The sequence below is a fragment of the Pseudomonas sp. Je.1.5.c genome, from assembly GCF_051129895.1.
GTDB lineage: Bacteria > Pseudomonadota > Gammaproteobacteria > Pseudomonadales > Pseudomonadaceae > Aquipseudomonas > Aquipseudomonas urmiensis.
Genome location: NZ_JBCPSP010000020.1, coordinates 11991 through 38981, shown reverse-complemented (window position 1 = coordinate 38981; position 26991 = coordinate 11991). Strand labels below are relative to the sequence as shown.

Genomic DNA, 26991 nt, shown 5'->3' with positions numbered 1-26991 from the left:
GGTTGTCCTGCAGGTTCAGTGAGTCTGGCTCAACGCCGACTGCGGCTTGAGGTCATTGGAGGCGCTGTCTTTGGGGCGGGTGCGGACGAAGAACACCACGATCGCCGCCAGCACCGAGGTCACGGCCAGGCCATACAGCCCGCCCTGGATGGAACCGGTGTGCTGTTCGAGCAAGCCGAAGGTGGTGGGCGCGACAAAGCCGCCGAGGTTGCCCACCGAGTTGATCAAGGCGATCATCGCCGCAGCGATGCGGGCGTCGAGGTAGCCCTGGGGGATTGGCCAGAACAACGCCGAGGCCGACTTGAAACCGATGGCGGCGAAACACACCGCGACAAAGGCGAACACCGGCCCACCGGTGGTGGACATGAACATGCCGATGGCGGCGATGACCAATGCGCCAGCGACCCAGGCCTGCTGGAACTTCCAGCGCGCAGAACCGGCGGCGAAGGCATACATGGCGATGATCGAGATCAGCCACGGGATCGAGTTGAAGAAGCCGACCTGCAGATCAGACAGATCGCCCATGCGCTTGATGATGCTCGGCAGCCAGAAGGTCGCGGCATAGATGGTCAGCTGGATGCAGAAGTAGATGCCGCAGAACAGCAGGATCTGGCGGTCCTTGAGCAGGCTCCAGGAGGAAGTCTTGACGACCCCGACCGCTTCGCGCTCACGCTGCTCGCGGTCGATGACCTCAACCAGCGCATCCTGCTCGGCACGGCTCAGCCATTTGGCATCGTGCGGCTTAGAGTCGAGCCAGAACCAGACGAAGAAGCACAGGCACACCGAGGCCATGCCTTCGATGAACAGCATCCACTGCCAGCCGTGCATGCCCAGGCCCTGGATCTGCATCAACGCCCCAGCCAGCGGGCCGGAAATCAGCGAGGCGACCGCCGAGCCACTGAGGAAGATGGCGATTGCCTTGCCCCGTTCGGCGGCGGGCAGCCAGCGCGTGAAATAGTAGATCACCCCCGGGAAAAATCCTGCCTCAGCCACACCGAGCAAAAAGCGCAGGACATAGAACTGGGTCTCGGTCTGGACGAAGGCCATGGCCGTGGCCACCAGCCCCCAGGTGAACATGATGCGGGTCAGCCACACACGTGCGCCGACACGTTGCAGGAGCATGTTCGAGGGGACTTCGAACAGCGCGTAGCCGATGAAGAACAGGCCAGCACCGAAGCCATAGGCGGCGGCGCTGATGCCCAGGTCGCTTTCCAGATGCGGGCGGACGAAGCCGATGTTGACGCGATCCAGGTAGTTGACGATGAACATGATGACGAACAGCGGCAGGACATGGCGTTTGACCTTGGCCACTGCGCTTGCCAACACATCGTCGCGCCGGGCGGACGGATCGAGGGTGTCGTTCACTGTGGAATCTCCCACTAATTGTTTTTGTGCGGGTCGATGGATGTCGCGGCGGGAGGCAGTCCGCCTGGTTGTCTGACATGCCAGTGGCAAGAGAATATGCCCTGCGCAGTTGTACGACAAGAACGCAACCTGTCGTCAAAAAACAAAATACAAGCTGATAAAACTGCAAAAATCGGTGAAATAGCAAGATATGCGAAAAACCAGGGGGCGACACTTCAGGGATACGCGGGTAGAAAAAATCTGAAAAAATTACTTGTCATACAAGCCAGGGTGCTAATCTCGGCCCTAATCACGCCGCACTTGTACGATCACCTTCGCGAGCAGCGCCATGACCTCAGCCGACAACCTCGAAACCTTGCGTAAACGCGGTCACAGCCGCGCCCATGACCTGGTCTCCAGCCTGACCCAGCAGATTCTCCTGGGCACCTTCAAACCTGGCGACAAACTGCCCTCGGAAAACAGCCTGGTGCGCGAGCATGCCGTCAGCCGCACCGTGGTGCGCGAGGCACTGTCGAAATTGCAGGCATCAGGGTTGGTCGAGCCGCGCCACGGGATTGGTACTTTCGTGATTGAACGTCAGGCCCAGTCGGGCCTGCGCGTGGGCGCCGAGAATGCGGCCAGCGTGCGCGACCTGCTTGAACTGCGCATCGGCCTGGAGGGCCAGGCTGCGGCGCTTGCGGCGTTGCGCCGAAGCGAGCAGCAGTTGCAGCGCATGCGCCAGGCGCTGGACGATCATCAGGACCTGGCGGCAGCCGGGGATAGTTGCATCGAACCTGATCGGCGCTTTCACCTGCTGATCGCCGAGGCCACTGGCAATGTGTATTTCACCCAGATGATGGCGCAGTTGGGCAGTGGCCTGATTCCGCGTAACCAGCTGGCCGCGGATGAACGCTCAGGGTCCAAGCTGGCCCGGCATGCGTACCTGGCCAACCTCGAACATGAAGCGATCCTCAACGCCATCCGCCGCCAGGACCCGGATGCCGCGCGGGCGGCGATCTGTCTGCACCTGTCCAATAGCCGGGATCGGTTGTTGCCGGAGTGACTGCTGCCGGTGTGCTGTATGCACCGGCCTCTCAAACAATCCCCCACTGACACTCAACAATCTTCATGTCCACACAATACCTGTGGGAGCGGGCTTGTCGGGGCGCCGAACCGCCGCGAAGAGGCCGCCACTGCCCCGACCCATATTCAAACCAACGCACGATCCACCAACACCTGCAAACGATCCTGCGAGCATCGCTCCACCCGAGCCTGGACGCCATACACCTCAGCCAGCATTCCCGGCTCCAGCACCTGCTCCGGCGTACCACAGGCCACCACCCTGCCCTGGTGCAGCACCACCAGCCAGTCGGCGTAGCTGGCCGCCAGGTTGATATCGTGCAACACCGCCACCGCCAGCAAACGATGCGCGACCACCCGCTCCCGCACCGTATCCATCACCCGCAGCTGGTAGTGCAAATCCAGCGCACTGGTCGGTTCATCCAGCAACAACACCTGCGGATTGCGCGCCAGTAATTGCGCCAACGCCACCAACTGGCGCTGCCCTCCAGAAAGGCTATTGAGCGGCTGCTCGGCCAAATGCTCGATACCCAGACTGGCCAGCGCCTCATAGGCCAGTGCCAACAGGTTGTCGACGCCACTCACCCGCAACGCCGCGACGATACTTTCCAACACCCCCAGCGCCAGCCCCGGCGGCAGTTGCTGCGGCATGTAGGCCAAGCGCCGCGAGCGTTCGGCAAAGCCCAGTCGGCTGACGTCTTCACCGGCAAGGCTGATCTCCCCTTGCATCCGTTCAAGCCCGGCAATCGCCCGCAGCAAGGTCGATTTGCCGGCACCATTGGGGCCGACCAGCGCCACCAGACTGCCGGCCGGCAAGGCCGGCAAGCTCACGTTGTGAATAATCGTGCGCGCCCCGTAGGCCACCGATAGATCGTTGATCAGCAGGCTCATAGACGCCTCCCCCGGCTAAACACCAAGGCGACGAACACCGGCACACCGACCAAGGCCGTGACGATCCCGACGGGCACGATCAGCCCCGGCAAAATCAGCTTGCTGGCAATCGATGACAGCGACAGCAGCAGCGCCCCGACCAACGCACTGGCCGGCAGCAGAAAACGCTGGTCCTCGCCCACCAACAGGCGGGCAATGTGCGGACCGACCAGGCCAATGAAACCGATGGTGCCAACGAACGCCACGGCAGTTGCCGAGAGCAGACTGATGCGCAGCAACGACGCAATCCGCAAACGCCGGGTATCGACGCCAAAACTGCGGGCGCGCTCCTCGCCCATGCGCAACAGGGTCATGGCCGACGCCGCGCGCAACGAGAACGGCAGCACCAGCGCCAGCACCGCTGCAAGAATCGCCAGCTTGTGCCACGTGGCCCGGGCCAGGCTACCCAAGGTCCAGAACACCAGTTGCTGCAACACGTCTTCACTGGCCAGAAGCTGCAACAGCGACACCAGCGCGTTGCAGCTGAACACCAGGGCGATGCCGAACAGCACCAGGCTCTCGACCCCCGCCCCACGCAAGCGCGCCATGGCCTGCAACAGCAGCACCGACAAGCAGGCGAAGACGAACGCCATCAGCGGCACCTGCACGCTCGGCTGCAACCAGGCAACACTCACGGGATAGGCAATGGCCAACGAGGCGCCGAGCGCCGCTGACGAGGACACCCCCAGGGTGAACGGGCTGGCCAACGGGTTATCGAGGATCGCCTGCATCTCGGCCCCAGCCAGGGCCAGCGCCGAACCAACCAGCACCGCCATCAGGGCGTAGGGCAAGCGCACATTCCAGATGATCACCTGCTCGGTGGCGCTCAGGCTGTGTGGCTCGAACACCCCTTGCAGCAGGCGCCCCAGGCCCATCCCCGACGAGCCGCTGGCCAGATCGCCCACTACCGCCAGCAGCAGCAACAGCGCCAGCCCGGCCACCAGCCCGGCCCGGCGCCACAGCAGTCGACGGTAGCGCCAGGCCGCCAGCGTCGCGCCGTCTTGCACCAGCGCGGTCACTTGGCGTCGATCCAGTAATGGCCGGCAAGGCCTACCCGCAACAGCTGGTTGATGTCATCCATGGTTGCCTGCGGGTCGACATCGGCGAAGCGCTCGGGATGAATCCAGCGCGCCATGGCTTCGAGCGCCAGGATGTTGAACGGCGAGTTGTAGAAGTCATGCCAAAGGGCGTGAGCTTGGCCTGCCTGGATTGGCCGCAATGGCGCGAACTCTGGCCGGGCGGTGATACGCGACAGGCTTTGCCGGGCGGTGTCGGCTGAAACGCCTGCACCCAGCAACACCCCTGGTGCGCGATTGCCGGTAGCGATATAGACATCCGGGTCGGCCTGCAACACATACTCGACGCTGACATCACCGAGCGCCCCGGGCACCACGTCGGCGCCAATGTTATGCCCGCCCGCCGCCTGCACCAGGCTGCCCAGGCCGCTCTTGCCGGTGGTGTGCCCAGGGGCCTGCCAGACCCCCGCCAGTAGTTCCAGGAAGACTTTGGGCCGCTCGCTCTCCTTGAGCCCGACAACCCGCTCGGTGACCCGCGCCAGGTGGCAGTCATACAGCTTCAGGTAGTCCTGCGCCTGCTGCTCACGGCCCAGCAGTTGGCCGAGCGCTTGCAGGCTGACGCGGGTGTTGCGAATTGGCTGGACGCGAAAGTCGATGAACAACACCGGCACGCCCGCCTGGGCCAGCAGGTCGGCCACTGGACTGTGCTGCGTCGGGCCTTCGCCAGCGATGCTGAATATTGCCAGGTCGGGCTTGAGGGCCAGGATCTGTTCGGCGCTGACGCTCTGCTCCGAGGCTTGGCCAATCAGCGGCAGCTTGGCGATTTGTGGGTACTGCTCGGCGTAGACCTGGTAGGTGTGCGGGTCAAGCAGGCGCATGTCGTTCTGCCAACCGACTACCCGCTGGAACGGATTGTCACGGTCGAGCAGCGCCAGGGCGAAAAACAGCCGCCCCTCACCGAGGACGATGCGCTGCGGCGCGTGGTCCATCGACACCTTGCGACCGAGTACGTCGGTGACTTCAATGGCGCTGGCGGGGTGGGCGAAGCCCAGGCAGATGGCAAGTAACAGCAAGGCATGGAGCGCGCGGCGCATCGGAGGGAATCCTCTTGCGGGGAATCGAAGCGCGGCATTTTAGCGAGCAGGTCTGCCTCTCCGGTGTGCGCAAATGTATTGCTCGGGGGGCTTTCCAACACAATCCATTACATCTTTGAAATTGGCTTTGGGGTCTGCTTCGCAGCCCCCAAAAACCATGGACTCAGAAGGTCAGGCAGATCTTGCCGAAATGCTTGTTGCTCTCCTGGTACTGGAACGCCTCGACGATCTGCTCCAGCTCGAAATGCTTGTCCACCACCGGCCGCAAGCCATTGGCATCGATCGCCCGCACCATGGCCTGCTGCTGGGCGCGGCTGCCCACCAGCACGCCTTGCAGACAAATCTGCCGGACCAACGCCTGCACCAGCGGCAACTGCCCAGCCACGCCGGTCAGAATCCCGATCAACGAAACATGCCCACCAATACGCGCAGCGATCATCGACTGCTCAAGGGTCGCCGGGCCGCCCACCTCGATGACATGATCAACCCCGCGGTTATCGGTCAGCTCACGAACTTTCTCGCCCCACGCCGGGGTGCTGCGGTAGTTGATCAAGTGATCGGCGCCCAACGACTTCAGCCGTTCGAGCTTGGCGTCACTGGACGAGGTCGCGATCACGGTAGCGCCCGCCAGTTTGGCGAATTGCAGGGCGAAGATGGACACCCCGCCAGTGCCTTGCACCAGCACGCTGTCGCCAGGTTTCAAACGATCATCGGCCATTAGCGCACGCCAGGCGGTGAGGCCTGCAGTGGTCAGGGTCGCGGCCTCGGCGTGGCTGTAGCCTTTGGGCGCCAGGGTGAATGAAGTGGCGCGGGCGGTTACCTGCTCGCGGGCATAGCCGTCGATGCCATCGCCGGGCACGCTGGCAAAGCCTTCGACCTGGGCCTGACCGTCCAGCCAATCGGGGAAGAAGGTACTGACCACGGCATCGCCGACTTTGAATTCGCTGACCCCAGCGCCAACCGCGATTACCTCGCCAGCACCATCGGCCATGGGAATACGCCGCTCACTCGGCCCCCACATACCGCTGACCACGGCGAAGTCGTGGTAGTTGAGCGAGCTGGCGTGCAGGCGCACGGTGATCTCACCCGCCTGTGGCGCGGCAGCCTCGCGGGTGCCGACCTGGACCTTGTCGTAACCGCCGCCGGGTTGAACGTAGATGGCCTTGCTGGACATGGCTGGATTCCTTTAATGGTGGGCAAGAAGTGCAATGCAGCTTAGATGAGAGCTGGCGTTGCATGGGCCGCCGTCATCGCGGGGCAAGCCCGCTCCCACGCAAGTTCGTGTTTTACAGAGGCGTGCTTAGGGCGCGGTTTGCGTGGGAGCGGGCTTGCCCCGCGATGAGGCCGGTGCGCTCAACCCAACATGGCGCGCAATGCCCGGCAATCCGCCGCATGCCAGTCCACCAGCTCAGGCCAAGGGTTATCCGGCAAGTTCACCAACACTGTACGCGCCCCGGCAGCCCGGCCGCAGTCGAGATCAAACCGGTAATCGCCAACCATCACCAGCTCGCTCGGCGCCACCTCCCAGGCCTGGGCAATCTTCAACAAGCCATCAGGGCTGGGCTTGGGCTGCGCTTCGTCACGCCCCAGGATGTGCTCGACCGCAAAGCAATCGGCCAGGCCAATCGCCTCCAGCGTGACATGCGCCAGCTCTCGCGCGTTACGGGTGAGAATCCCTAGCCGACAACCACGCCCGGCCAGCTCACGCACCAGCTCGACCGCACCACTGGCGGCGGTCGAGGCCATCGCCAGGTCGCGCTCGTGCTCCAGCAACCAGGCATGCTTGGCTGCCGCTTCAGCGGCCGGCAACGCCGCCAGGTGGGTGAGGATATCGTCCTCGGGCGGGATGCCCAGCGCCTGGCGAATCGCGGCGAAATCATGCACCGCGACGGTGAGGGTGCCGTCCATGTCGAACACCCAGTTGCGCACGTCACTCAGGCTCATGCCCAGTCCTTGCGATGGCGGATCAAGCCTTCCTGGGTCGACGAGGCCACCAGCTGGCCGGCGCGGTTGTAGATGCTGCCGCGGCAGAAGCCACGAGCATTACCGGCCCAGGGGCTGTCGGTGGCGTACACCAGCCAGTCGTCGGCACGCAGGTTGCGGTGGAACCACAGCGAATGATCGAGGCTGGCGATCTGCATGTCCTTCTGCCACACCGACTTGCCATGCGGCAGCAACGAGGTGGTCAGCAGGCCGAAGTCCGAGGCATAGGCCAACAGGTATTTGTGCAACGCCGGGATGTCCGGCAGGTTGCCGTCGGCGCGGAACCAGGCGTACTTCACCGGATCGCCCGGCTTGGGGTTGAACGGATCGCGCTCGGTCACCGGGCGAATCTCGATTGGCTTGGCGCACAGCACTTTATCGCGGATGCGCTCAGGCAGGTGATCGGCCATGGCGCTGGCCAGCTCGACTTCGCTGGGCAGGTTCTCCGGCCCGACTACATCAGGCATCTGCGCCTGGTGCTCGAAGCTTTCCTCGTCGTACTGGAACGAGGCGCTGCAGGTGAAAATGGTGTGGCCTTTCTGGATCGCGGTGACCCGGCGGGTGCTGAAGCTGCCGCCGTCACGTACCCGGTCAACCGAGTAGACCACCGGCAGGCTGGCATCGCCTGGGCGCAGGAAGTAGCCATGCAGCGAATGCACATGACGGGCGTCTTCGACCGTCTGGCTAGCCGCCGACAGCGATTGGCCGAGCACCTGGCCGCCATACAACTGGCGAAAGCCCAAGTCCTGGCTGCGTCCGCGGAACAGGTTCTCCTCGATCGCTTCGAGGCTCAGCAGGTCGACCAGGTCGTCCAACACATGGCTCATGGGGGTTTTCTCCTAGCAAGGCATCACGGCGCTACAGCACTTTTAAGACGAAGAATGATACAGGGTTTGTCATCAGTACCGCGCATGCCCAGCCATTCAGCCGCGCAGGGTTTGTTGCCAATGCGCGCGGTTGATCCGGTACAGCACGTGGGGGCGCAAGGGGTGGCCGGGCGGCAGGCGGGGGTGTTCGAAGCTGCCATCCGGGTCGTGCAGCATGCCGATCGCCTGCATGACTTTCTGCGATGGCAGGTTGCTCTGGCTAGTGAACGACACCACCTCATCCAGGCGCAATTGGGCGAAAGCACAACGCAGGCAGGTCCACGCCGCCTCGCTGGCAAAGCCCAGCCCCCAGTGACGCCGTGCCAGGCGCCAGCCGATCTCTACGGCTGGGCCGAACGGGGCGTCGAAATTGACGTGGAGCAAGCCGGTCATGCCGATGAAGGCGCCGCTGTCCTTGCGCTCCAGCGCCCACAGGCCAAAGCCGTATTCATTGAAATGCCCGCGAATCCGGCCGATCAGCGCGGCCGCTTCCAGGCGCGTCAGCGGCGCCGGGAAGTAACGCATCACCTGCGGGTCGGCGCACATCGCAGCGAACTCGCGCAGGTCGTCATCGTGCCATTGGCGCAATGTCAGGCGGGCGCTTTCCAGGTGAAGAATTGGCGTCATCGAGTGAGCTCCGGGTGTTTGTCCTGCACGCTTTAGATTAGGCGAAATTGGGTCCGCTTTGCGGCCCCAGCAATAGCGCATAAACAACCCAACTGGCACTATCAGCACTGAACCTTACCGCGAACCGACCATGCCGTTGCCGCTGATCTACCACGATGACTACAGCCCGGAGTTTCCCGCCGAGCATCGCTTTCCGATGGACAAGTTCCGCTTGCTGCGCGACCACCTGGTCGACACTGGCCTGACCACGGACCAGGCCTTGCTGCGCCCCGAGCTCTGCCCCAACGACATCCTCGCCCTGGCCCACGACCGCGACTACATCGAGCGTTACCTGAGCGGCGACTTGTCGCGCGAAGACCAGCGCCGCCTCGGCCTGCCCTGGAGCGAAGCCTTGGCCCGGCGCACCGTGCGCGCCGTGGGCGGCTCGCTACTGACCGCCGAAATGGCCCTGCGCGACGGCATCGCCTGCCACCTCGCTGGCGGCACGCATCATGCTCACTACGACCACCCGGCCGGCTTCTGCATCTTCAACGACCTGGCCGTGATCAGCCGCTACCTGCTCGAAGCCGGGCGGGTGCATCGGGTGCTGATTTTCGACTGTGACGTGCACCAGGGCGATGGCACCGCGCGGATCCTGCATGACACCCCTGAAGCTATCACTGTGTCGCTGCACTGCGAGCAGAACTTCCCGGCGCGCAAAGCCCACAGCGATTGGGACATCCCCCTGCCGCGAGGCATGGGCGATGCGGCGTACCTCAAGGTGGTGGATGATGCACTGAACTACCTGCTGGCGCTGTACCAGCCTGACCTGGTGCTGTACGACGCCGGTGTCGATGTACACAAGGACGACGCCCTCGGTTACCTGCAATTGACCGATGAAGGCCTGGCCGCTCGCGATGAAAGCGTGCTGCGCCACTGCCTGGGCCGCGACATTCCGGTAGTCGGCGTCATCGGCGGCGGCTACAGCAAGGACCGCGCAGCCTTAGCCAAACGCCACGGTATCCTTCATCACAGCGCGGCAAAGGTCATCAGTTGTTCACAATGACTGTGGAACCGCTTGTGGATAACCTGAGTGAAAGCGGCTACAGACCGCTAACTGCCTGAGCTACAAAGGACTGGTCATTTTTTGCACAGTGCTTCGACGGGGTGCGCTGGGGTAGAATGCCAGCTCTTTTCCACAGCCTGCCGCCCTCCATGCCTGAACTACGCCCCGCTTCCCCTCCCCTTGTCGCCGTGATCGGTGGCGGCCCTGCCGGGCTGATGGCCGCCGAGGCGCTGGCTGCGGCCGGTATGACGGTGCAGGTGTTCGATGCCATGCCTTCGGTGGGGCGCAAGTTCCTGCTGGCCGGGGTCGGCGGCATGAACATCACCCATTCCGAGCAGTACCCGGCCTTCGTCTCGCGTTACGCCGAGCGCAGCGGCGAGATCGATGGGCTGCTGCGCGACTTCGATGGCCAGGCGCTACGCCAGTGGATCCACGGGCTGGGCATCGAAACCTTCGTTGGCACGTCAGGGCGGGTATTCCCTTGCGACATGAAAGCCGCGCCGCTGCTGCGCGCCTGGCTCAAGCGCCTGCGCGACAGCGGGGTAGTTATCCACACGCGCCACCGCTGGCTGGGCTGGAACGATGATGGATCGCTGCGGATCGCTTATCCACAGGGTGAGTTGAACCTGCGCGCCGATGCACTGGTACTGGCGCTGGGTGGTGGCAGTTGGGCACGCCTGGGTTCCGATGGCGCCTGGGTGCCATTGCTGGCCGAACGGGCTGTGGATATCTCACCGCTGCAAGCGAGCAACTGCGGTTTTGAAGTTGCGGGCTGGAGCGAACTGCTGGTCAACAAGTTCGCCGGCGCACCGTTGAAGAACATTGCCCTGAGCGTTCCCGGCAGTGCTGCGCGCAAGGGTGAGTTCATCCTCACTGCGCAAGGCGTGGAAGGCAGCTTGGTGTATGCCTGGTCGGCGCAGGTCCGTGAAGCGATCAATCGCGCGGGCAAAGCTACGCTGCTGCTGGATCTGCTACCTGACCGGCCTGTGGACAAAATCGCCCAGGCCCTGGCCAAGCCTCGCGGCTCACGCTCGATGGCCAAGCATCTGCACAGCCAGCTGGGGATCGACGGGGTCAAGGCGGCGCTGCTGCGTGAGCTGACCGATCAGGCGACCTTCGCCGATCCGCAGGCACTGGCCGCGGCGATCAAGGCGTTGCCGATCGAACTGCTGCGCGCGCGGCCACTGGATGAGGCGATCAGCAGTGCCGGTGGGGTGCGCTTTGAAGGGGTGGATGAGGGCTTGATGCTGCGCCAGTTGCCAGGGGTGTTCTGTGCAGGCGAGATGCTCGACTGGGAGGCGCCGACCGGCGGCTATCTGCTGACCGCATGTTTTGCCAGCGGCCTGCGCGCAGGTCGGGCGGCAGCGGATTGGCTTAAGCAAGCCTAGAAGCAAGGCCCTGCCCCGAGGGTGCCAGGAACGGCCTCTTCGCGGGCAAGCCCGCTCCCACAGGGATTGCTGGTGTATCAACTGTTTTGTTGTGTCAGCACCGGCTTCGGGTGGAGCCACTTCCCGGTTGTGTCAGCACCTGCCGTTGCTGGCTGGCACTGACACAACTAAACCCGCCCTACCAGCACAAGCCCCTGTGGGAGCGGGCTTGCCCGCGAAGGGTCCTGCACTGACACACTGCTGCTTCACCACCCTCTGTAGGCGCTGAGGGAGCCTGCGATGGGCCGGATCTCAAGGCTTACGCTTACGCGGCCCACCATTGAAGCTCGGCACCTTGCGCACCGCCTTGACGGTCGGCGCCGAAGTCCCCGACTCGGTACTGTCCATCCACTTGCCCAAACCGCGTTTGGCGCTGTTTTCCTTGGGCTTCTTGGGCTTTTTCGGCTTCTTGATCACCTGCCCGCTGGCATCGGTCATCGGCACCCGGTGATCAGGGATGAAGTCTGGCTCTTCATGGCGTGGCAGGGTCTGGCGAATCAGGGTCTCGATCGCCGAGAGCATCTGCACTTCATCGGCACACACCAGCGAGATCGCCTCGCCCTTGTTGCCCGCCCGGCCGGTACGGCCGATGCGGTGCACATAATCTTCGGCGACGATCGGCAGGTCGAGGTTGACCACCAGCGGCAGATCGTCGATATCCAGCCCGCGTGCAGCGACATCAGTGGCCACCAGCACCTGGATCTCGCGTGCCTTGAAGCTGTCCAGCGCGCGCTGGCGAGTCGCTTGCGGGCGATCACCATGGATGCCATCGGCATTCACCCCCTCGCCCAGCAAGCGCTCGACCAACTGATCGACCCCATTACGGGTCTTGGCAAACACCAGCACCTGGCTCCAGCGCTGCTTGCGCAGCAAGTAGCAGAACAGGTCGGCCTTGCGCTTCTTGTCGACCGGCACCAGCCACTGCTTGACCGTGCTGGCGGTGGCATTGCGGGGGCTGACTTCGATGCTCAGCGGATCATTCAGGGCCAGGCCCGCGAGCATGCGGATCTGATCGGAGAAGGTGGCGGAGAACAACAGGGTCTGGCGCTTGCGCGGCAGCGCGGCGTACACCGACTGCAACTCCTCGGCAAAGCCCAGGTCGAGCATGCGGTCGGCTTCGTCGAGCACCAGGGTCTGCACCTGGCCGAACTTCACCGCGTTCTGGCGGAACAGGTCGAGCAAGCGACCGGGGGTGGCCACCAGCAAATCGACACCCCGGCGCAGGCGCATCATCTGCGGGTTGATGCTTACCCCGCCGTAGACCGCATAGGTGGAAACCGGCAGGTTCTCGGCGTATTCCTGGATATTGGCATGCACCTGCTCGGCCAGCTCGCGGGTCGGCACCAGCACCAGGGCGCGGATCGAATTGCTGGCGACCTTCTCACCTTCCAACGCCAGGCGCTGCAACACTGGCAAGGCAAAGCCTGCAGTCTTGCCGGTGCCGGTCTGGGCCGCGGCCATCAGGTCGCGGCCGGCCAGTACGGCGGGGATGGCCTGGGCCTGGACCGGGGTTGGGGTGGTGTAGTCCAGCTGCTGCAGGGTGCGCAGCAAAGGTTCGATCAGGCCGAGTTTGGCGAAATTCATGGCAATACCGTCAGGGGGTTCAGCGAAGGCGGCAGTTTACCTGCGCCAGTACCCTCGTGTCGCGATAGGGCCGCACCCGCAGCCCCACAGACGCGTGCCTATTTGCACATTTCGCCCTTCAGCGGCGCCGGCTGCTCGGGCGCCTTGCGCCACTGCGGCAGGCCGATCAGCACCACCGCGCCGATGATCACCGCCATCGCCACGCATTCTTCGGCGCCAATGGTTTCACCGGCGAAGGCGATCCCGAGCAGCACTGCTACGGCTGGGTTGACGTAGGCATAGCTGGTGGCCGCCGCCGGGCGTACGTTCTTGAGCAGGTACATGTAGGCGCTAAAGGCCAGGATCGAGCCGAACAACACCAGGTACGCCAACGCGCCCCAGCCAGCAGCGGTTGGCATCTGGGTCAAGCGTTCGCCACTGACCGCACTGCCAATCAGCAGCGCCGCGCCGCCAACCAACATCTCGGCTGCACTGGCCATCGGTCCTTGGGGCAGCGGCAGGCTCTTGCTCCATACCGAGCCAAACGCCCAGGCAGCGGCGGCAAACAGGATCAGCGCCGCGCCCATCGGGCTGGCTTGCAGGTTAGAGCCCAGGTTGAGCATGGCGATGCCGGCCAATCCGAGGCAGATGCCCGCCCATTCCAGGCGCGAGTTGCGATGGCCAAACAACAGACCGAACACCAGGGTAAACAGCGGTACCGTGGCCACCGCCAGCGCTGCTACTCCTGAGGCGACGCCCGCATGCTCGGCCAGGGTCACCCCGCCATTGCCGCAGCTGAGCAGCAAAAAGCCAATCGCCCCAGCCGCGCGCCATTGCGGCCAGGTTGGCGCCGGCACCCCGCGCCAGCGCAAAAAGCCATACAACAGGCTGCCGGCGATCACGAAGCGAATCCCCGCCATCATCATCGGCGGCCAGGATTCGACGCCAATGCGGATGAACAGGTAGGTCGAGCCCCAGACCAGATACAGGGCAAGAAAGGCACCGATGAGCAACCAGGGAACACGACGGGAGGCAGGCATGGGGAAAACACTCGAAATCCGTTTACGGGTGACTTAGTTTAGAAAGGGCCTTGCGCAAACTTAAGTTACAAAACACGTTTAAATCACCCACACACTTTGCAATGAATGGTTATTTGCTGCCTTTGCCGTTGATTGCTTGAAACGAGCGAAACCCGTCATGGACAAGTACGACCGCATGCTCCTCGCCGCCCTGTTGGAAAACGGCCGGGCCACTTACGCGCAGCTGGCGCGACAGGTGAACCTTTCACCACCTGCGGTGGCCGAGCGGGTGGCCAAGCTTGAGGCCAGCGGGGTGATCACCGGCTATACGGCCAAGGTGGACCTGGAAAAGATCGGCCTGCCGATCCAGTGCGTGATCGAGCTGCGCCTGGCCAGCCATGGCAACCAGCAGGCTTACGATGAGCTGGCGCGGATTCCCGAGCTCACTGAGTGTCATCGGGTCACGGGCGATCCGTGCGTGATCATGCAGGCGGCAGTGGGGTCGATGAGTGAGCTGGAGGCGCTGATCAATCGGGTATCGCAGCTGGGCTTCAGCAAGACCTCGATCATTCTTTCAAGTGCGGTGGAGCGGCGGGTGCCGTTGCAGCAACTCGCGGGCAATGGCAAAAAGAGCTGAGACCTGCGGTGTCTGGCCTGACGCTATCGCGGGGCAAGCCCGCTCCCACGCCAAGTTGGCTCTGCCTGGGAGCGGGCTTGCCCCGCGATAGCGTGCTCAATCAATGACGCAGCAGCAGCGAGCCTTCGATCGGCACATAGTCAGTGGCCGCGCGAATCAGCGACAACGCCGTCAGCCCGGGCACGCCATACACCACGGTCTCGACCCCATAACGCTGGATCGCTCGCTCCAGCAGCAAGTCGAAGTCGCCATCACCCGAGGCCAGCACCACTTGGTCGACCCGGCTCGCCGCCTCGATCACATCCAGGGTAATACCCACATCCCAGTCACCCTTGGCCGAGCCATCGCTGCGCTGGATGTAGGGTTTCAAGCGCACCTCGAAGCCCAGGTTGCGCAAGATCTGCTGGAATTGCTGCTGCTTGCTGTCGCCGCGGTCGATGGCATAGGCCACCGCCTCGACGATCTGCCCCTGGCGGCTGACCTCGGCCCACAGTGCGGTGTAGTTGAAATGGCAGCCATGGGCCTGGCGGACGGTGTAGTAGAGGTTCTGCACATCGGCGAACAGCGCGATCTTTTTCACCACACAACCCTTGGGTAATCCTGCGAGAAAGGGGTTGGCGTACAACCCCACAAGCCCAGCAGTATGCCAGAGGCCTCAGACGAAGGTGTCGTCGTCAGCGAAGAAGCCGCCGTCGTCGTTGCCGTAGTCGCTGTCCATGAAGCCGCCCTGATCGCCAGCATAGCCGCCATTGTCGGCCACCTGCTGCTGGCCGGCCTGGTCATTCCAGCCGCCCGAATCGCTGGCCGGGGCTGGCTCTTCCTTGATCACTTCAACCACTTCCTCAGGTTGCGAATGATGGTTGAACAGGCTGCTGAGGCCTTGTGCCAGCAAGACCCCACCCGCGACCCCGGCAGCGGTCTGCATGGCGCCGCCGAGGAAACTGCTGGCACCACTGCGCGCGGGCGCGGCGTTGAAGGCCGAAGCCTGCTGTGGCTGCGCTTGCGCGTAACCCGGTGCCGACGGCTCGCGCCAGCCACCAGCGCTGGCACCTGGTGCGACAGAGCGTTGCGGTTGCGGGGCAGGTGCGCGGCTACCGGCACCGAAGATGCTCGACAGGAAGCCGCCGCCATTGCTAGCCCCACGGCTGGCCTCGAGCTGAGCGCGGGCCTGCTTGAGTTCGTTTTCCAGCTGCTTGTTTTGCTCATCGAGGCGCTTGATCGCTGCCTCTTGGACGAGGATCGCCTGGGCCATGTAGTAAGGCGCCGCCGGCTGCTGGCGCACATGTTCCTCGATGCACGCCTGGGCCTGCGCGTCGCGCGGCTGGCTGGGGTCTTCGGCTTGCTTGATGCGGCCAAACAGGCCGTCGATCAGGGTTTGTTCTTCAGTATTCATGGGCTACCTCGTGCGGGCAAGCGGGACATCGGACAGCGTCAAAGATGGGGGGCGCAGGCGCGGGATTCAATCAGCGGGCGCGTGAAACTTTTTTCAGCCAGGCCTTGAGTGGGCTAAAGTTACGCCCCTGCTTTTACAGCCATGCGATGTTGACTGATGAATCCGCTGAGCGTTCTGCGCGACTCCCTGTACTTTTTCCGCCGTCACCTGGCGAGCATCATCCAGCTCTGCCTGCCGTTGATCGTGCTCGAGGCCCTGCTCACCCAGCTGCTGTACCGCCAGATGGGCGAACAGGCGTCGCCGGCCTACGGCATGCTGGTCAGCCTGCTGCTGTATCCGCTGTACAGCGCGGCGCTGATCCTCTACCTCGACACCCGCACCCAGGGCCAGGACATCCTCAAGCGCAACCTGTTCGCCCGCGCCCTGCAGCTGTGGCCGCAGCTGGCCTTGCTGATCATGATCAGTACCCTGCTGATCATGGCGGGCCTGGCGCTGTTCGTGTTTCCCGGCATCTGGATCATGATCAACCTGGTGTTCGCCGAATACCTGCTGGTGCTGCGCGGCTTGCCCGTGGTGCAGTCGATGCGCGAGAGCGCGCGAATGACCACTGGGCACTTCATGCGCATCCTGGTCTGCGTGTTCGCCTCGCTGGCGCCGGTGTGGCTGCTCGACGGCCTGCTGATGATGGCCTTCCCACAGCCACAACCTGGCGTGCAACTGGCCATGGACAGCCTCAGCGGCCTGTTGCAGCTGTTCAGCAGCGTGGTGCTGTTCCGCATCTTCATGTTGTTGGAAGCCGACGCCGGCGCCTGAACTGGCCTGGCGACGAACGGCTCGGTTATGCTGGCGCGATCCGCACCGACAAGCCGAGCCGATGACCCGACTACTGCGCAACGTCCTGCTGTTCCTGCTGCTGATGCTGGCCTTGCTCTGGTTGCTCGCTGAGCACCTGAGCTGGCAGCCCTCCCCCCGCGAACCCGTGGCAGTCGCCTGCCAAGGCCCCGGCAAGCCGCTGCAGCCCGGGCAGACCTTGAGCGTGATGAGCTGGAACGTCCAGTACCTGGCCGGCAAGCGCTATGTGTTCTGGTACGACCAAGGCCGCGGCAACGACACCCGCCCCACCCGTGAAGACCTGGCGTTCAACCTCGATGAAGTGGCGCGCGTGATCCGCGCCGAACAGCCCGATCTCGTCCTGTTGCAGGAGTTGGACAAGGACGCCAAGGCCAGCGACTACCAGGACCAATTGGCCCTGCTGCGCGAGCGTCTGGCCGACCTGTACCCCTGCGCGATGCAGACCGACGAATGGAAAGCCGGTTTCGTCCCCGACCGGCACATCGCCGGCAGCGTCGGCCGCACCCTGGCAACCCTCAGCCGGTACCCGATCGCCAAGGCCGAGCGCCTGCAATTGCCCAATACCGCCAGTAACGCCCTGGCCCGCCTGCTGGAGCCGCAACCGGCCCTGCTGGTCAGCTATCTGCCGCTGGCCGACGGCGGCCGCCTGGCGGTGCTCAATACGCGGTTGTCGCCCTACCGGCCAGGCAGCGACCTGCAACGACGGCAAGTGGCGCACGTCAGCAAAGTGCTCGATCGCCTGGAAACCCAGGGCACCCCATGGCTGATTGGTGGCGACTTCAACCTGTTGCCGCTGGGCCAGTACCGTCGCCTGCCACCGGCCCAGCGCGGTAACTACCCGGCCGACAGCGACCTGCACCTGCTGTGGGACAAGTACCCGATGATCCCCAGTAATGCCGAAGCCAGCGGCGCCGAGCGCGACGCCTGGCTCACCCACTTCCCCAATGACCCGGCCGTGAGCGGACCTGACCGCACGCTCGACTACCTGCTGCACAGTCCGCGCCTGCAGCGATTGGAGGCGCGTGTGCTGCAGGCAGATACGCTGCAGATCTCCGATCATCTGCCGATCACCGCACGTTTGGTCTTGCCCAAAGCGCGCTAAGCCAATCAGCGCTGCCCAGGAAAAGCAGCCCGCCGGAGAAATCGTTCAGCCTGCTGCCCTGCATGTCCCTCGTCTACCGTGGCGACATTCATCCACAGGGACGCAGGCTATGAACGAACCGCAACCTAGCAACCACTGGGCCGATGGTCAGTCTTTTATCGGCAGCATCTACTTGCTAGAGGATGGCAAACGCTACCCAGTCCACCCCTTCAAGACCCATCACGACCTGAGCTTTGGCGTCGATATCCATGTCGACGATGGCTGGCTCAAGGTCGGCGGCAGCGCAGGTCCTTCGTTGTTTCTCTTTCGATTCCATTCAAGAGGCGAGAATCGCTTGCATTTCAAGGTCGCTCTGGCCTCCAACAGCCGCCGCAAGCTGGGTATCAGCGACAATGGCTACCTGGGGCTGTACGACCAGACAGACGAGTTAGATTACTGGAAGCTGCAGCCGGTGGAATGGTCCAAGGATGAGCTGCGCTGCCTGATCCGTGATAATCAGGGTCACCAGGTGAAAATCGAACATGTCTCCGAGCAAAAAATGGCCCACCTGACCATCGGTGATGGTGTACCGCTTGAGTTTTTGATCGTCCGTTCCCATTAGTCAATACCAAGGTCCCCGCAGCTGATTTTCAGCGGCCGCGGGGCTTGGCGCGTGCCGTCGCTTCCGCGACCAAGGGATCATCCGGCCAGTAATGTTTGGGGTAGCGGCCCTTGAGGTCTTTTTTCACTTCGGCGTAGGTCGTGCGCCAGAAGTTGGCCAGATCCTGCGTCACCTGCACCGGCCGTCGCGCGGGCGACAGCAGGTGCAACTTGACCTGCTGGCGGCCTTGGGCGATGCGCGGCGTGTCGGCCAGGCCGAACAGCTCTTGCAGACGCACGGCCAGAATCGGTGGGGTTTCGCTGTAGTCCAGGCGGATGTTGGAGCCCGATGGCACATTGAGGTGCTCTGGTGCCCACTCATCCAAGCGTTGCGGCAGCGGCCAGGGCAGCAGGTTGCGCAGGATCGATGACAGGTCCAACTGGGCGAAGTGACTCAGCCGCGAGACCTTGCCCAAATAAGGCTGCAACCAGTCTTCAAGACTCGCGAGCAGCGCTTCGTCAGACAGATCTGGCCATTCACTCTCCACGCTCTTGTGCAGATCCAACTGGCGCAGCAAGGCAATGCGGGCCTGCCACTGGCGGAGCGCTGGCGTCCACGGCAACAGCGCCAAGGTCTTGCGCCGGACCAAGCCGAGCAAGGCCCGCGCCCGAGCCTCATCGCTCAGGCCAGGCAACGCTTCACGGCTGAGCACCAGCTCGCCGACCTTGCGCTGACGCTCGGCGCGCAACACCTGTTCGCGCTCATCCCAGTCGAGGATATCGAGGGTTTCGACCTGCTCGGCGAGCACCTCTTCGAACAAGCCAGGATCGAATTCGGCCGCCAGGTAGATCCGCTCTTCGCGCTGGCCCTGGCGGCTGCCCAGATCGGCAATCACCAACCATGGGCACTTCATCAACCCATCGACTTCAGCAAACAGCGCGGCGCGGCCGTTGGCCAGGCGATACTCGGCGCCGCCTTCGCGCCGTTGTTGGGCGACCCGGTCCGGATACGCCAGCGCCAGCAAGGCGCCCAGCCAGCGCGGATGCTCAGGGTCAGCCACAGGGGTGACCGGGTTGCCACGCAGCAGGCCACGGTATTGGCGAGCCAGCTGACGAGCACGTTGTACCCCACCCTGGCCGCCTCGTGTCAGCTTGCTTTCGCCACTGAGCAGCGCCAGTCGAGTATGCAGGTCGGCGCCGCCGCCGCGCTGGATATCGCGCTCGCCGAGCAATGCGGCAACATTGCAGGCCATATCAGTCAGGCCAAGGTGCTGGCCGCGCAACAACAGATGGGCGATGCGCGGATGGGCCGGCAACTCAGCCATCGCCTGGCCATGCTCGCTCAGGCTGTCGCGGCTGCCGGGCTTGAACGCACCAAGGCGCGCCAGCAGGTCTTGCGATTGGGCGTAGGCGGCGCTCGGTGGTTGATCGAGCCAGCGCAGTTGCTCGGGTGTCACACCCCAGCGCGCCAGTTGCAGGGCCAGGCCTGCCAGGTCTGCCTGGAGGATCTCGGCGCTGCCGTGCGCGGCCAATTGCTCATGCTGGGCCTCGGACCACAAGCGGTAGCACACGCCTGGCTCAAGCCGCCCAGCCCGTCCGGCGCGCTGGGTGGCGCTGGCGCGGGAGATACGCTGGGTGTCCAGGCGGGTCATGCCGCTCCCCGGATCAAACCGCGGCAGCCGCGCCAGGCCGGCGTCGATCACCACCCGCACGCCGTCGATGGTCAGGCTGGTCTCGGCGATATTGGTGGCCAGCACCACTTTGCGCAGGCCTGCGGGCGCAGGCTCGATGGCAGCCCGTTGTGCATTGAGGTCAAGTTCGCCATGTAGCGGGCACAGCAGGATGTCTGGCCGCTCGCCTAGCGCGTCCTGAAGAGCTTGATGCACCCGGCGGATCTCGGCCTGCCCGGGCAAGAACACCAACAGGCTGCCGGATTGCTCGGCCAGCCCCTGCAGTACGCAGTCGACTACCCGTGGCTCGACGAACTCACCGGGCTGAAACGGCCGCCCCCATTGGATATCCACCGGGTGCATGCGTCCTTCGCTGCTAACCACCGGTGCCTGATCCAGCAGCCGTGACAGGCGCTCGCCTTCCAGGGTCGCCGACATCAGCAGGATCTTCAGCGGCGGATCGTCGCGTAAAAGCTCGCGGCCATTGAGGCTCAGCGCCAGCGCCAAGTCAGCATCCAGCGAACGCTCATGAAACTCATCGAAGATCAGCAGGCCAACGCCTTCCAAGGCCGGATCCGCTTGCAGGCGGCGGGTAAGGATGCCTTCGGTGACCACTTCGATACGCGTAGTGGGGCCGACCTTGCTGTCCAGCCGAATCCGGTAGCCGACCGTTTCGCCGACCTTCTCCCCCAGCTCGCTGGCCAGCCGCTCGGCTGCCGCCTGTGCAGCCAGTCGGCGCGGCTCGAGCATGACGATGCGCTGCCCCGCCAGCCACGGCTCATCGAGCAGCGCCAGCGGCACGCGGGTAGTCTTGCCAGCGCCGGGCGGCGCCTCCAGCACGGCTTCGTGGCGGCTGCTGAGCGCTTGGCGCAGCGCGGGCAATACGGCATCGATTGGTAATGAAATCATGGTGGTCCTCGAACGAGCCGCCGAGTATAACGGCGAACCGGCCAGGACCTATCATGGTCATAATGTTCGATAGCGGCCGTTTGCCGCGATCGTTGCGACTTTCCATCGGAGATTTACATGCGCATCCCATCCCGTGTCATCGGTGGCGTTCTAGTCGCCACCCTGCTGACCCAGCTGACGGCCTGCGGCACGCTGTTCTATCCAGACCGCCGCGGCCAGATCGAAGGCAAGATCGACCCGGTGGTCGCCGCCCTCGACGCCATCGGCATCCTGTTCTACGTGATCCCGGGGCTGATCGCCTTTGGCATCGACTTCGCGACCGGCGCCATCTACTACCCTGGCGGCACTACCGCGCAGGTCGATCCGGCCAAGCTCAAGCCGGCGATCGATGCCGATGGCAAGGTCGACAACGCCAAGCTGCAGGCTATCCTCGAAAGCGAACTGGGCCAGCGCCTGCCGCTGAACGACCCGCGACTGATCCAGCATCGCGGCAGCGTCGAGCAACTGGCTGCCTACGGCCTGGTACCGGCCGCCTGATTCGCACAAGGACTTTGCCGCCCGCATGACCCCAACCGCAGAACAGCAACGCCTGCTGCGCCTGGCCACCCACGCCTCGCTGGCAGTGGCCAGTATCCTGGTGTTGAGCAAGGCCGTGGGCTGGTGGCTGAGTGGCTCGGTCAGCCTGCTGGCGGGGCTGACCGACTCAGCGCTCGATGCAGTGGCGTCATTGCTCAACCTGCTGGCGGTGCACTACGCGCTGCGCCCGGCTGATGATGATCATCGCTTTGGCCACGGCAAGGCCGAGGCGCTCGCGGGGATGGCACAGGCGCTGTTCATTGGCTTCAGTGCGGTGCTGATCGGCGTGCAGGCGGTGGAGCGCCTGCGCGCACCACAGCCGCTGGGGGATACTGCGGCGGGTATTGCGGTGATGGTGCTGTCACTGGTCCTGACCCTGGCGTTGTTGGCGTTTCAGCGCAAGGTCATCCGCGCCACCGGCTCCACTGCGGTGCGCGCCGACTCGCTGCACTACCGCTCCGATCTGCTGCTCAACGGCAGCATTCTCTTGGCGCTGCTGCTGGCAGGCTTTGGTTGGCCGCAGCTGGATGCGCTGTTTGGCCTGGGAATCGCGTTGTACATTCTCTGGAGCGCGATTCAGATCGCTCGGGAAAGTACTGCGATTCTGATGGACAAGGAGCTGCCGGCAGACGTGGGTGAGCGGATGCTGGAGTTGGTCTGCGCGATTCCCGGCGTGCGCGGTGCGCATGATTTGCGCACGCGGGTGTCTGGCAGTTACTGGTTCGTGCAGTTGCACCTGGAGTTGCCTGGCGAGCTGGCGCTGCATGATGCCCATGAGCTGTGCGTGCAGGCTTCAGCGGTGATCCGCCAGCGTTATCCACAGGCCGATGTGATGGTGCATGCTGATCCTGTGTGATTCGCTATCGCGGGGCAAGCCCGCTCCCACGCCAATCGATTTCGCCTGAACAACGTGGGGCTTGCCCCGCGATTAGCGAACCACACAGGATCGACTTCGACTGAACAGCGTGGGAGCGGGCTTGCCCCGCGATAGCGCACTCAGTTGATGCTGTAGCCGCGCCCACTCAAGCAGGCCCCCAGCGCCCGCCGATAGGTATCGGCGACATTGGCCGCCGGTGCATAACTGGCCTGCGCCGGATCGAATCCAGACTGCTCCACCGCCCAGCGATGGCACTGGTAGCGATCCTGATCCTGCTGCTGCGGCGTCTGCCCATAGCTGGGATAGGCGATCACATCGTAGCCATTGCCTGCCTGTGGCGCTGGCATCGGCACACTGGCAGGCGGGCTGACCACCACGTACTCACGGCTATCAGCCTGGTAGCGGTAGTAGGTGTCGGCCACCAGGAAGAACAACGCGCCACTGAGCCAGACCTCCTGGGCATACGACGGCAGGTAAGTCACCCGCACGCCATAGGGCGGACGCACCACCACATAGCCAGCGCCATGCGGCCGGTACCAGTAGCCGCCTGAGTAGAAGTAATCCTGCCCGCGGTACGGCACCTTCCAGTAGCGATCCGGGAAATGCTCGATCGCCTGCCCAGGCCGATACTGCGGCCCTGGGCCCCAGCCATTGCCATGGCCATCCGGCCGCCCTGGCCAGTTATCGCCTGGCCGCTGCCCCGGACCACCGGCCTGCCAGTAGCGGTTATCGCCATTGCGCCGAGGGATGTCCTGGTAATAACCCTGGCGCGCAGGCTGGGTCTGGCGCGCTTCGTCTCGCGAGTTCAGCGGCGAGCTGCCAGCGCTGCCGGAGTTCGGATCCTGCGGTGCGTGCCCACCGTGCCCATCGCCCGGCCCCTGGGCCAGCACCCCCAGGCTGACGCCCATGCCCAGCAAACCAACACCTGCCAACTGCCAGATGCGCGACCTCATGTTGTCCCTCTCGAATACGGCAATGAACCTGCTGGCAGTCTACCGCGACCTCCTGGCAGGCAGATGAAAATCCAGACATGAAAAAAGGGAGGCCAATGGCCTCCCTTTGCGAATTGTCGTCCGTGCTCGGCGCTTGTGACGCCGGCTCACCTCACTCGGTCTGGTAAACCGTGTGTAGCCCGGGGGCCGGCGGATCCTGTTGGATGGCGGGCCGCGAGCGGCCTCCTGGGCCGGTCGCCGTGGACTGATGTCCGGGCAGTGATTCTGGTGATAAAGATACCGGCAAGGCACCAGCAGGGGATTGCTAAGATTGCTCAGATAAATAGCACTTGCGCAATTTTTAACCCTGGATTGATAATTCACCGCAATCCGAACAGAAAAGGCCCCTTTCATGAGCAAACTCGACCGCTACGACCTGAGCATCCTTGCCGAATTGCAGCGCGATGCGCGCATCTCCAATCAGGAACTGGCCGAACGCATCGGCCTGTCGCCCTCGCCGTGCTCGCGTCGGGTCAAGCAGCTCGAAGACGACGGCTACATCTCGCGCCAGGTGGCGCTGCTGGACCGCAAGAAGCTTGGCTTGAGCCTGACCGCCTACGTGCTGATCGGCATGGACCGACATACCCCTGAGCGTTTCGAAACCTTCGAGACTGCCGTGCGCAGCCTGCCGCAGGTGCTCGAGTGCAGCCTGGTTACCGGGATGGACGCCGACTACCAGCTCAAAGTTGTGGTACCGGACATGGACCACTACCAGAAATTACTACTAGGCAGCCTGACCCGTATTGAAGGCGTCACCAGCGTGCGTTCGAGCTTCGTGCTCAATCAGGTGCTGGCCAGCACTGAGCTGCCATTGACCCACCTGCGTTAACAGGTCTTGAAGCCGGGCGTATAATCCGCCGCTTCAGCCTGCCCGGAGAGCACCGATGGATCCTGCAAAATTCGAAGAGTGGATGATGATCACCCTGGTCACCCTCCTGATCGGCTTCATGGGCTTCATCGTCTGGGACCTGGCGAAAAAGTCCAAGGCTGGGCGCTTCGGTACGCTGATCCTGTTCTTCGTGCTAGGGCTCGGGGTGCTGGCGTTTATCATCAAGACCATCGTGGTGGGGATGATCGAAGGCGTTTGAGGGGCAGACTGCCCCCCTGTAGGAGCAGGCTTGTCCCGCGATAGCGCCAGCACTGGCACGACACCTACAGCTTCGCCGCAACCTCACGCCAACAGCCCTGATCCAGCCCGTCCAGGGTCCAATCGCCAATGCGCACTCGCACCAGGCGCAAGGTCGGCAAGCCAACCGCCGCCGTCATGCGCCTGACCTGCCGGTTACGCCCCTCACGAATCACCAGCTCCAACCAGCTGGTCGGCACGCTCTTGCGAAACCGCACCGGCGGATTACGCGGCCACAGCTGCGGCTCAGGCAACTGCCGAGCCTCGGCCGGCAGGGTCATGCCGTCATTGAGTTCAACACCCTCGCGCAGCTGCTTGAGCTGCTGCTCGGTCGGCTCGCCCTCCACTTGCACCCAATAAGTCTTGGCCAGCTTGTGCTTAGGGTCGGCAATGCGCGCCTGCAAGCGGCCGTCATTGGTCAGCAGCAATAGCCCTTCGCTGTCGCGATCCAGCCGCCCGGCCGGATAAATGCCGGGGATATCGATGAAATCCTTGAGCGTCGCGCGCCCTTCGCCGTCGCTGAACTGGGTCAGTACGTCAAATGGCTTGTTGAACAGGATCAGGCGCGGCTCGGCCGGCGGCGCCTTGGCTTGGCGACGCGGGCCGGCAGCAGGCCGCGCCTGGGGGCGGCGCGGCTTGGAACGGGGTGGCAGGGGCATGGATCCTCAGCGGAACGGCGGCTCATCGAAGCTGCGCAGTTTACGCGAGTGCAGCGAATTGAGCTCGGTGCGCAGCAGATCCAGCGCGGCAATGCCGATCTTCAGGTGCTGGCTGACCGCCCGGTTGTAGAAGGCGTTGGCCGAGCCCGGCAACTTGATTTCACTGTGCAGCGGCTTATCGGACACACACAGCAAGGTGCCGTACGGCACGCGCAGGCGATAACCCTGGGCGGCAATGGTGCCACTTTCCATGTCCACCGCCACCGCCCGCGACAGGTTGATCAGCGGCCGCTCCTGGGCCCAGCGCAGCTCCCAGTTGCGGTCGTCGTAGGTCAGCACGGTGCCGGTGCGCAGGCGCTTTTTCAGCTCGTCGCCACGCTCGCCAGTGACTTGCGCGGCAGCTTCCTGCAGCGCCAGCTGGACTTCGGCCAGGGCCGGAATGGGGATGTTCGGCGGCACCACCCGGTCGAGAATGCCGTCGCGGCGCATGTAGGCGTGGGCCAGCACGTAGTCGCCGATGGTCTGCGACTGGCGCAGGCCGCCACAGTGACCGATCATCAGCCAGCAATGCGGGCGCAGTACCGCCAGGTGGTCGGTGATGTTCTTGGCGTTGGATGGGCCGACGCCGATGTTGACCAAGGTGACGCCATCGCCATCGGCGGCAATCAAGTGGTAGGCCGGCATCTGGTAGCGGTGCCAGACCACACTGGCGACCAGCGCTTGGGTCTCGCCGTCATCCATGCCCTTTTCGATGATCACGTTGCCGGGCAGGACCATGCGCACGAAGCGTGGATCTTCGCGCAGTTGCTCAAGGCCGTGGCCGATGAACTGGTCGACATAGCGATGGTAGTTGGTCAGCAGGATCCACGGCTGTACGTGGCGCCAGTCGCTACCGGTGTAGTGCACCAGGCGACGCAGGGAAAAGTCCACGCGGGCGGCATCGAACAAGGCCAGCGGCAGTGTTTGGGCGTTGCCCCAGTCCCACAGGCCATCGGCGATGTTGTCGGTGGCAGCCGACAGGTCGGTGCTGGGGAACACCCGCGCAAGTTCGGCGGCGGTAATGCCGGTGCCGGCCAGTTCGTCACCCTGCTCGACCACATACGGGTACGGGATGTTCTGTTCGCTGACGCCGACTTCCACCGTCACGGTGTAGTCGTGCATCAGCGGGCGCAGTTGCTCGAGCAGGTAACCGCGAAACGCTGCTGGCTGGGTGATGGTAACGCTGTAGGTGCCGGCGACCTGGACCTTGGCATAGGCGCGGGTGGTCGCGGCGACTTCGCCATGGCTGTAGTAGGTCAGGCGCAGCGCGGGATAGCGGTAGAGATTGCGCTCTTCGGCATCCGGTTCGGTGCGATCTTTCAGGTAACGTTTGAGGGCCTGGCTGAGGGCCCCGGTGGCCTGTTCATGCAAAGCCGCCAGACGGTCGACGGCCTGTTCGGGGGTATCAACGACTACAAACGCTTGGCTCACGCTGGGCTTCCTGTCTTCTGACATGCATGGCTTCCATCTTGCCTGCCTTCGCGAGCAATTACATCCCCGCAAGTCTGTTCGCCCTCATCGCGGGGCAAGCCCGCTCCCACGCACCCTCTATAGCCTGTGAATTGCGTGGGAGCGGGCTTGCCCCG

The 26991-nt window shown here is 63.9% G+C and carries 27 protein-coding genes; 11 read left to right on the top strand and 16 right to left on the bottom strand.

From position 1 onward, the window contains the following. Positions 1-15: 15 nt before the first annotated feature. Positions 16-1365 carry an MFS transporter gene (locus AAZU54_RS15745; protein WP_434727355.1) on the bottom strand — a complete coding sequence of 450 codons (1350 nt, stop codon included), beginning with the start codon at positions 1363-1365 and terminating at the stop codon, positions 16-18. A gap of 328 nt (positions 1366-1693) precedes the next feature. Here AAZU54_RS15745 and AAZU54_RS15740 point away from each other — a divergent pair, with 328 nt between their 5' ends. After that, positions 1694-2407 (top strand): FadR/GntR family transcriptional regulator, encoded by a 714-nt coding sequence (locus AAZU54_RS15740; RefSeq protein WP_186557737.1) that lies wholly within the window; start codon positions 1694-1696, stop codon positions 2405-2407. Between the two features lie 146 nt (positions 2408-2553). On the opposite strand, the gene AAZU54_RS15735 is transcribed toward AAZU54_RS15740, so the two are convergent. The 7 genes from AAZU54_RS15735 to AAZU54_RS15705 form a co-directional block, all read right to left on the bottom strand. Further along, a complete protein-coding gene (locus tag AAZU54_RS15735) occupies positions 2554-3315 on the bottom strand; it encodes an ABC transporter ATP-binding protein (protein WP_312156149.1) in 762 nt (253 codons plus the stop codon). Then, positions 3312-4373 carry a FecCD family ABC transporter permease gene (locus tag AAZU54_RS15730; RefSeq protein ID WP_186557735.1) on the bottom strand — a complete coding sequence of 354 codons (1062 nt, stop codon included), beginning with the start codon at positions 4371-4373 and terminating at the stop codon, positions 3312-3314. Before AAZU54_RS15730 ends, AAZU54_RS15735 begins: the two co-directional genes overlap by 4 nt. Next, positions 4370-5464, bottom strand: a complete 1095-nt coding sequence (locus AAZU54_RS15725; RefSeq protein WP_405129712.1) for an ABC transporter substrate-binding protein — start codon at positions 5462-5464, stop codon at positions 4370-4372. Before AAZU54_RS15725 ends, AAZU54_RS15730 begins: the two co-directional genes overlap by 4 nt. A 163-nt stretch (positions 5465-5627) precedes the next feature. Next, positions 5628-6638: a zinc-dependent alcohol dehydrogenase family protein gene (locus AAZU54_RS15720; protein WP_434727354.1), complete on the bottom strand. Its 1011-nt coding sequence runs from the start codon at positions 6636-6638 to the stop codon at positions 5628-5630. A gap of 179 nt (positions 6639-6817) precedes the next feature. Next, positions 6818-7408 carry an HAD family hydrolase gene (locus AAZU54_RS15715; RefSeq protein ID WP_186557732.1) on the bottom strand — a complete coding sequence of 197 codons (591 nt, stop codon included), beginning with the start codon at positions 7406-7408 and terminating at the stop codon, positions 6818-6820. Continuing rightward, a complete protein-coding gene (gene tesB, locus AAZU54_RS15710; RefSeq protein WP_434727353.1) occupies positions 7405-8274 on the bottom strand; it encodes an acyl-CoA thioesterase II in 870 nt (289 codons plus the stop codon). The genes AAZU54_RS15715 and tesB overlap by 4 nt, the downstream gene beginning before the upstream one ends. A gap of 96 nt (positions 8275-8370) precedes the next feature. Next, on the bottom strand, positions 8371-8940 hold the full coding sequence (locus AAZU54_RS15705) for a GNAT family N-acetyltransferase (protein ID WP_405129713.1): 570 nt from the start codon (positions 8938-8940) through the stop codon (positions 8371-8373). Between the two features lie 130 nt (positions 8941-9070). Here AAZU54_RS15705 and AAZU54_RS15700 point away from each other — a divergent pair, with 130 nt between their 5' ends. Together AAZU54_RS15700 and AAZU54_RS15695 are read left to right on the top strand one after the other, a co-directional pair. Then, entirely contained in the window at positions 9071-9985 is a 915-nt protein-coding gene (locus AAZU54_RS15700) for a histone deacetylase family protein (RefSeq protein WP_392465926.1), read from the top strand. Positions 9986-10134: 149 nt separating this feature from the next. Beyond that, positions 10135-11373 (top strand): TIGR03862 family flavoprotein, encoded by a 1239-nt coding sequence (locus tag AAZU54_RS15695; RefSeq protein WP_434727352.1) that lies wholly within the window; start codon positions 10135-10137, stop codon positions 11371-11373. A gap of 291 nt (positions 11374-11664) precedes the next feature. Here the strand turns inward: AAZU54_RS15695 and AAZU54_RS15690 are convergent, their stop codons facing one another. Then, positions 11665-12996, bottom strand: a complete 1332-nt coding sequence (locus AAZU54_RS15690; RefSeq protein ID WP_186556703.1) for a DEAD/DEAH box helicase — start codon at positions 12994-12996, stop codon at positions 11665-11667. Positions 12997-13094: 98 nt separating this feature from the next. Then, a complete protein-coding gene (gene yedA, locus AAZU54_RS15685; protein WP_312152906.1) occupies positions 13095-14015 on the bottom strand; it encodes a drug/metabolite exporter YedA in 921 nt (306 codons plus the stop codon). A 157-nt stretch (positions 14016-14172) separates the two neighbouring features. Between yedA and AAZU54_RS15680 the strand changes: the two genes are divergently transcribed. Next, positions 14173-14631 carry an Lrp/AsnC family transcriptional regulator gene (locus tag AAZU54_RS15680; protein ID WP_186556701.1) on the top strand — a complete coding sequence of 153 codons (459 nt, stop codon included), beginning with the start codon at positions 14173-14175 and terminating at the stop codon, positions 14629-14631. 100 nt (positions 14632-14731) lie between these two features. On the opposite strand, the gene AAZU54_RS15675 is transcribed toward AAZU54_RS15680, so the two are convergent. Beyond that, entirely contained in the window at positions 14732-15211 is a 480-nt protein-coding gene (locus tag AAZU54_RS15675) for an NYN domain-containing protein (RefSeq protein ID WP_434727351.1), read from the bottom strand. Positions 15212-15286: 75 nt separating this feature from the next. Continuing rightward, on the bottom strand, positions 15287-16024 hold the full coding sequence (locus tag AAZU54_RS15670) for a DUF2076 domain-containing protein (RefSeq protein ID WP_392465919.1): 738 nt from the start codon (positions 16022-16024) through the stop codon (positions 15287-15289). Positions 16025-16180: 156 nt separating this feature from the next. Between AAZU54_RS15670 and AAZU54_RS15665 the strand changes: the two genes are divergently transcribed. From AAZU54_RS15665 to AAZU54_RS15655, 3 genes are all read left to right on the top strand, one after another. After that, positions 16181-16837: a YciC family protein gene (locus AAZU54_RS15665; protein ID WP_186556698.1), complete on the top strand. Its 657-nt coding sequence runs from the start codon at positions 16181-16183 to the stop codon at positions 16835-16837. Between the two features lie 61 nt (positions 16838-16898). Then, positions 16899-17978 (top strand): endonuclease/exonuclease/phosphatase family protein, encoded by a 1080-nt coding sequence (locus tag AAZU54_RS15660; protein ID WP_434727350.1) that lies wholly within the window; start codon positions 16899-16901, stop codon positions 17976-17978. A gap of 109 nt (positions 17979-18087) precedes the next feature. Next, the gene (locus AAZU54_RS15655) at positions 18088-18579 is read left to right on the top strand and encodes a hypothetical protein (RefSeq protein WP_186556696.1); all 492 of its coding nucleotides are present in this window, start codon (positions 18088-18090) and stop codon (positions 18577-18579) included. A gap of 28 nt (positions 18580-18607) precedes the next feature. Here AAZU54_RS15655 and hrpB read toward each other — a convergent pair whose 3' ends face one another. Next, positions 18608-21136, bottom strand: a complete 2529-nt coding sequence (gene hrpB, locus AAZU54_RS15650; RefSeq protein WP_434727349.1) for an ATP-dependent helicase HrpB — start codon at positions 21134-21136, stop codon at positions 18608-18610. Between the two features lie 117 nt (positions 21137-21253). Between hrpB and AAZU54_RS15645 the strand changes: the two genes are divergently transcribed. Then, positions 21254-21673: a polyribonucleotide nucleotidyltransferase gene (locus AAZU54_RS15645; RefSeq protein ID WP_186556694.1), complete on the top strand. Its 420-nt coding sequence runs from the start codon at positions 21254-21256 to the stop codon at positions 21671-21673. Between the two features lie 25 nt (positions 21674-21698). Next, on the top strand, positions 21699-22568 hold the full coding sequence (locus tag AAZU54_RS15640) for a cation diffusion facilitator family transporter (RefSeq protein WP_434727348.1): 870 nt from the start codon (positions 21699-21701) through the stop codon (positions 22566-22568). A 140-nt stretch (positions 22569-22708) separates the two neighbouring features. Here AAZU54_RS15640 and AAZU54_RS15635 read toward each other — a convergent pair whose 3' ends face one another. Further along, on the bottom strand, positions 22709-23542 hold the full coding sequence (locus AAZU54_RS15635; protein ID WP_392465910.1) for a DUF6515 family protein: 834 nt from the start codon (positions 23540-23542) through the stop codon (positions 22709-22711). Between the two features lie 391 nt (positions 23543-23933). Between AAZU54_RS15635 and AAZU54_RS15630 the strand changes: the two genes are divergently transcribed. Both AAZU54_RS15630 and AAZU54_RS15625 read left to right on the top strand, forming a co-directional pair. Beyond that, positions 23934-24410, top strand: coding sequence for an Lrp/AsnC family transcriptional regulator (locus AAZU54_RS15630; RefSeq protein WP_186556691.1), 477 nt, complete (start codon positions 23934-23936; stop codon positions 24408-24410). A 55-nt stretch (positions 24411-24465) separates the two neighbouring features. Then, a complete protein-coding gene (locus AAZU54_RS15625; RefSeq protein ID WP_186556690.1) occupies positions 24466-24669 on the top strand; it encodes a DUF2788 domain-containing protein in 204 nt (67 codons plus the stop codon). A gap of 64 nt (positions 24670-24733) precedes the next feature. On the opposite strand, the gene AAZU54_RS15620 is transcribed toward AAZU54_RS15625, so the two are convergent. Beyond that, on the bottom strand, positions 24734-25366 hold the full coding sequence (locus AAZU54_RS15620; RefSeq protein WP_405129719.1) for a pseudouridine synthase: 633 nt from the start codon (positions 25364-25366) through the stop codon (positions 24734-24736). Between the two features lie 6 nt (positions 25367-25372). After that, positions 25373-26860, bottom strand: a complete 1488-nt coding sequence (gene amn / locus AAZU54_RS15615) for an AMP nucleosidase (protein ID WP_186556689.1) — start codon at positions 26858-26860, stop codon at positions 25373-25375. Positions 26861-26991 lie beyond the last annotated feature (131 nt).

What these genes read in the sequence shown, in the direction of transcription:
- AAZU54_RS15740 (WP_186557737.1), top strand. Translation starts at nt 1,694, where the DNA reads ATGACCTCAGCCGACAACCTCGAAACCTTGCGTAAACGCGGTCACAGC.
- AAZU54_RS15735 (WP_312156149.1), bottom strand. Translation starts at nt 3,315, where the DNA reads ATGAGCCTGCTGATCAACGATCTATCGGTGGCCTACGGGGCGCGCACG.
- AAZU54_RS15725 (WP_405129712.1), bottom strand. Translation starts at nt 5,464, where the DNA reads ATGCGCCGCGCGCTCCATGCCTTGCTGTTACTTGCCATCTGCCTGGGC.
- AAZU54_RS15720 (WP_434727354.1), bottom strand. Translation starts at nt 6,638, where the DNA reads ATGTCCAGCAAGGCCATCTACGTTCAACCCGGCGGCGGTTACGACAAG.
- AAZU54_RS15715 (WP_186557732.1), bottom strand. Translation starts at nt 7,408, where the DNA reads ATGAGCCTGAGTGACGTGCGCAACTGGGTGTTCGACATGGACGGCACC.
- tesB (WP_434727353.1), bottom strand. Translation starts at nt 8,274, where the DNA reads ATGAGCCATGTGTTGGACGACCTGGTCGACCTGCTGAGCCTCGAAGCG.
- AAZU54_RS15705 (WP_405129713.1), bottom strand. Translation starts at nt 8,940, where the DNA reads ATGACGCCAATTCTTCACCTGGAAAGCGCCCGCCTGACATTGCGCCAA.
- AAZU54_RS15700 (WP_392465926.1), top strand. Translation starts at nt 9,071, where the DNA reads ATGCCGTTGCCGCTGATCTACCACGATGACTACAGCCCGGAGTTTCCC.
- AAZU54_RS15695 (WP_434727352.1), top strand. Translation starts at nt 10,135, where the DNA reads ATGCCTGAACTACGCCCCGCTTCCCCTCCCCTTGTCGCCGTGATCGGT.
- AAZU54_RS15690 (WP_186556703.1), bottom strand. Translation starts at nt 12,996, where the DNA reads ATGAATTTCGCCAAACTCGGCCTGATCGAACCTTTGCTGCGCACCCTG.
- yedA (WP_312152906.1), bottom strand. Translation starts at nt 14,015, where the DNA reads ATGCCTGCCTCCCGTCGTGTTCCCTGGTTGCTCATCGGTGCCTTTCTT.
- AAZU54_RS15680 (WP_186556701.1), top strand. Translation starts at nt 14,173, where the DNA reads ATGGACAAGTACGACCGCATGCTCCTCGCCGCCCTGTTGGAAAACGGC.
- AAZU54_RS15670 (WP_392465919.1), bottom strand. Translation starts at nt 16,024, where the DNA reads ATGAATACTGAAGAACAAACCCTGATCGACGGCCTGTTTGGCCGCATC.
- AAZU54_RS15665 (WP_186556698.1), top strand. Translation starts at nt 16,181, where the DNA reads ATGAATCCGCTGAGCGTTCTGCGCGACTCCCTGTACTTTTTCCGCCGT.
- AAZU54_RS15660 (WP_434727350.1), top strand. Translation starts at nt 16,899, where the DNA reads ATGACCCGACTACTGCGCAACGTCCTGCTGTTCCTGCTGCTGATGCTG.
- AAZU54_RS15655 (WP_186556696.1), top strand. Translation starts at nt 18,088, where the DNA reads ATGAACGAACCGCAACCTAGCAACCACTGGGCCGATGGTCAGTCTTTT.
- hrpB (WP_434727349.1), bottom strand. Translation starts at nt 21,136, where the DNA reads ATGATTTCATTACCAATCGATGCCGTATTGCCCGCGCTGCGCCAAGCG.
- AAZU54_RS15645 (WP_186556694.1), top strand. Translation starts at nt 21,254, where the DNA reads ATGCGCATCCCATCCCGTGTCATCGGTGGCGTTCTAGTCGCCACCCTG.
- AAZU54_RS15640 (WP_434727348.1), top strand. Translation starts at nt 21,699, where the DNA reads ATGACCCCAACCGCAGAACAGCAACGCCTGCTGCGCCTGGCCACCCAC.
- AAZU54_RS15635 (WP_392465910.1), bottom strand. Translation starts at nt 23,542, where the DNA reads ATGAGGTCGCGCATCTGGCAGTTGGCAGGTGTTGGTTTGCTGGGCATG.
- AAZU54_RS15630 (WP_186556691.1), top strand. Translation starts at nt 23,934, where the DNA reads ATGAGCAAACTCGACCGCTACGACCTGAGCATCCTTGCCGAATTGCAG.
- AAZU54_RS15625 (WP_186556690.1), top strand. Translation starts at nt 24,466, where the DNA reads ATGGATCCTGCAAAATTCGAAGAGTGGATGATGATCACCCTGGTCACC.
- AAZU54_RS15620 (WP_405129719.1), bottom strand. Translation starts at nt 25,366, where the DNA reads ATGCCCCTGCCACCCCGTTCCAAGCCGCGCCGCCCCCAGGCGCGGCCT.
- amn (WP_186556689.1), bottom strand. Translation starts at nt 26,860, where the DNA reads ATGTCAGAAGACAGGAAGCCCAGCGTGAGCCAAGCGTTTGTAGTCGTT.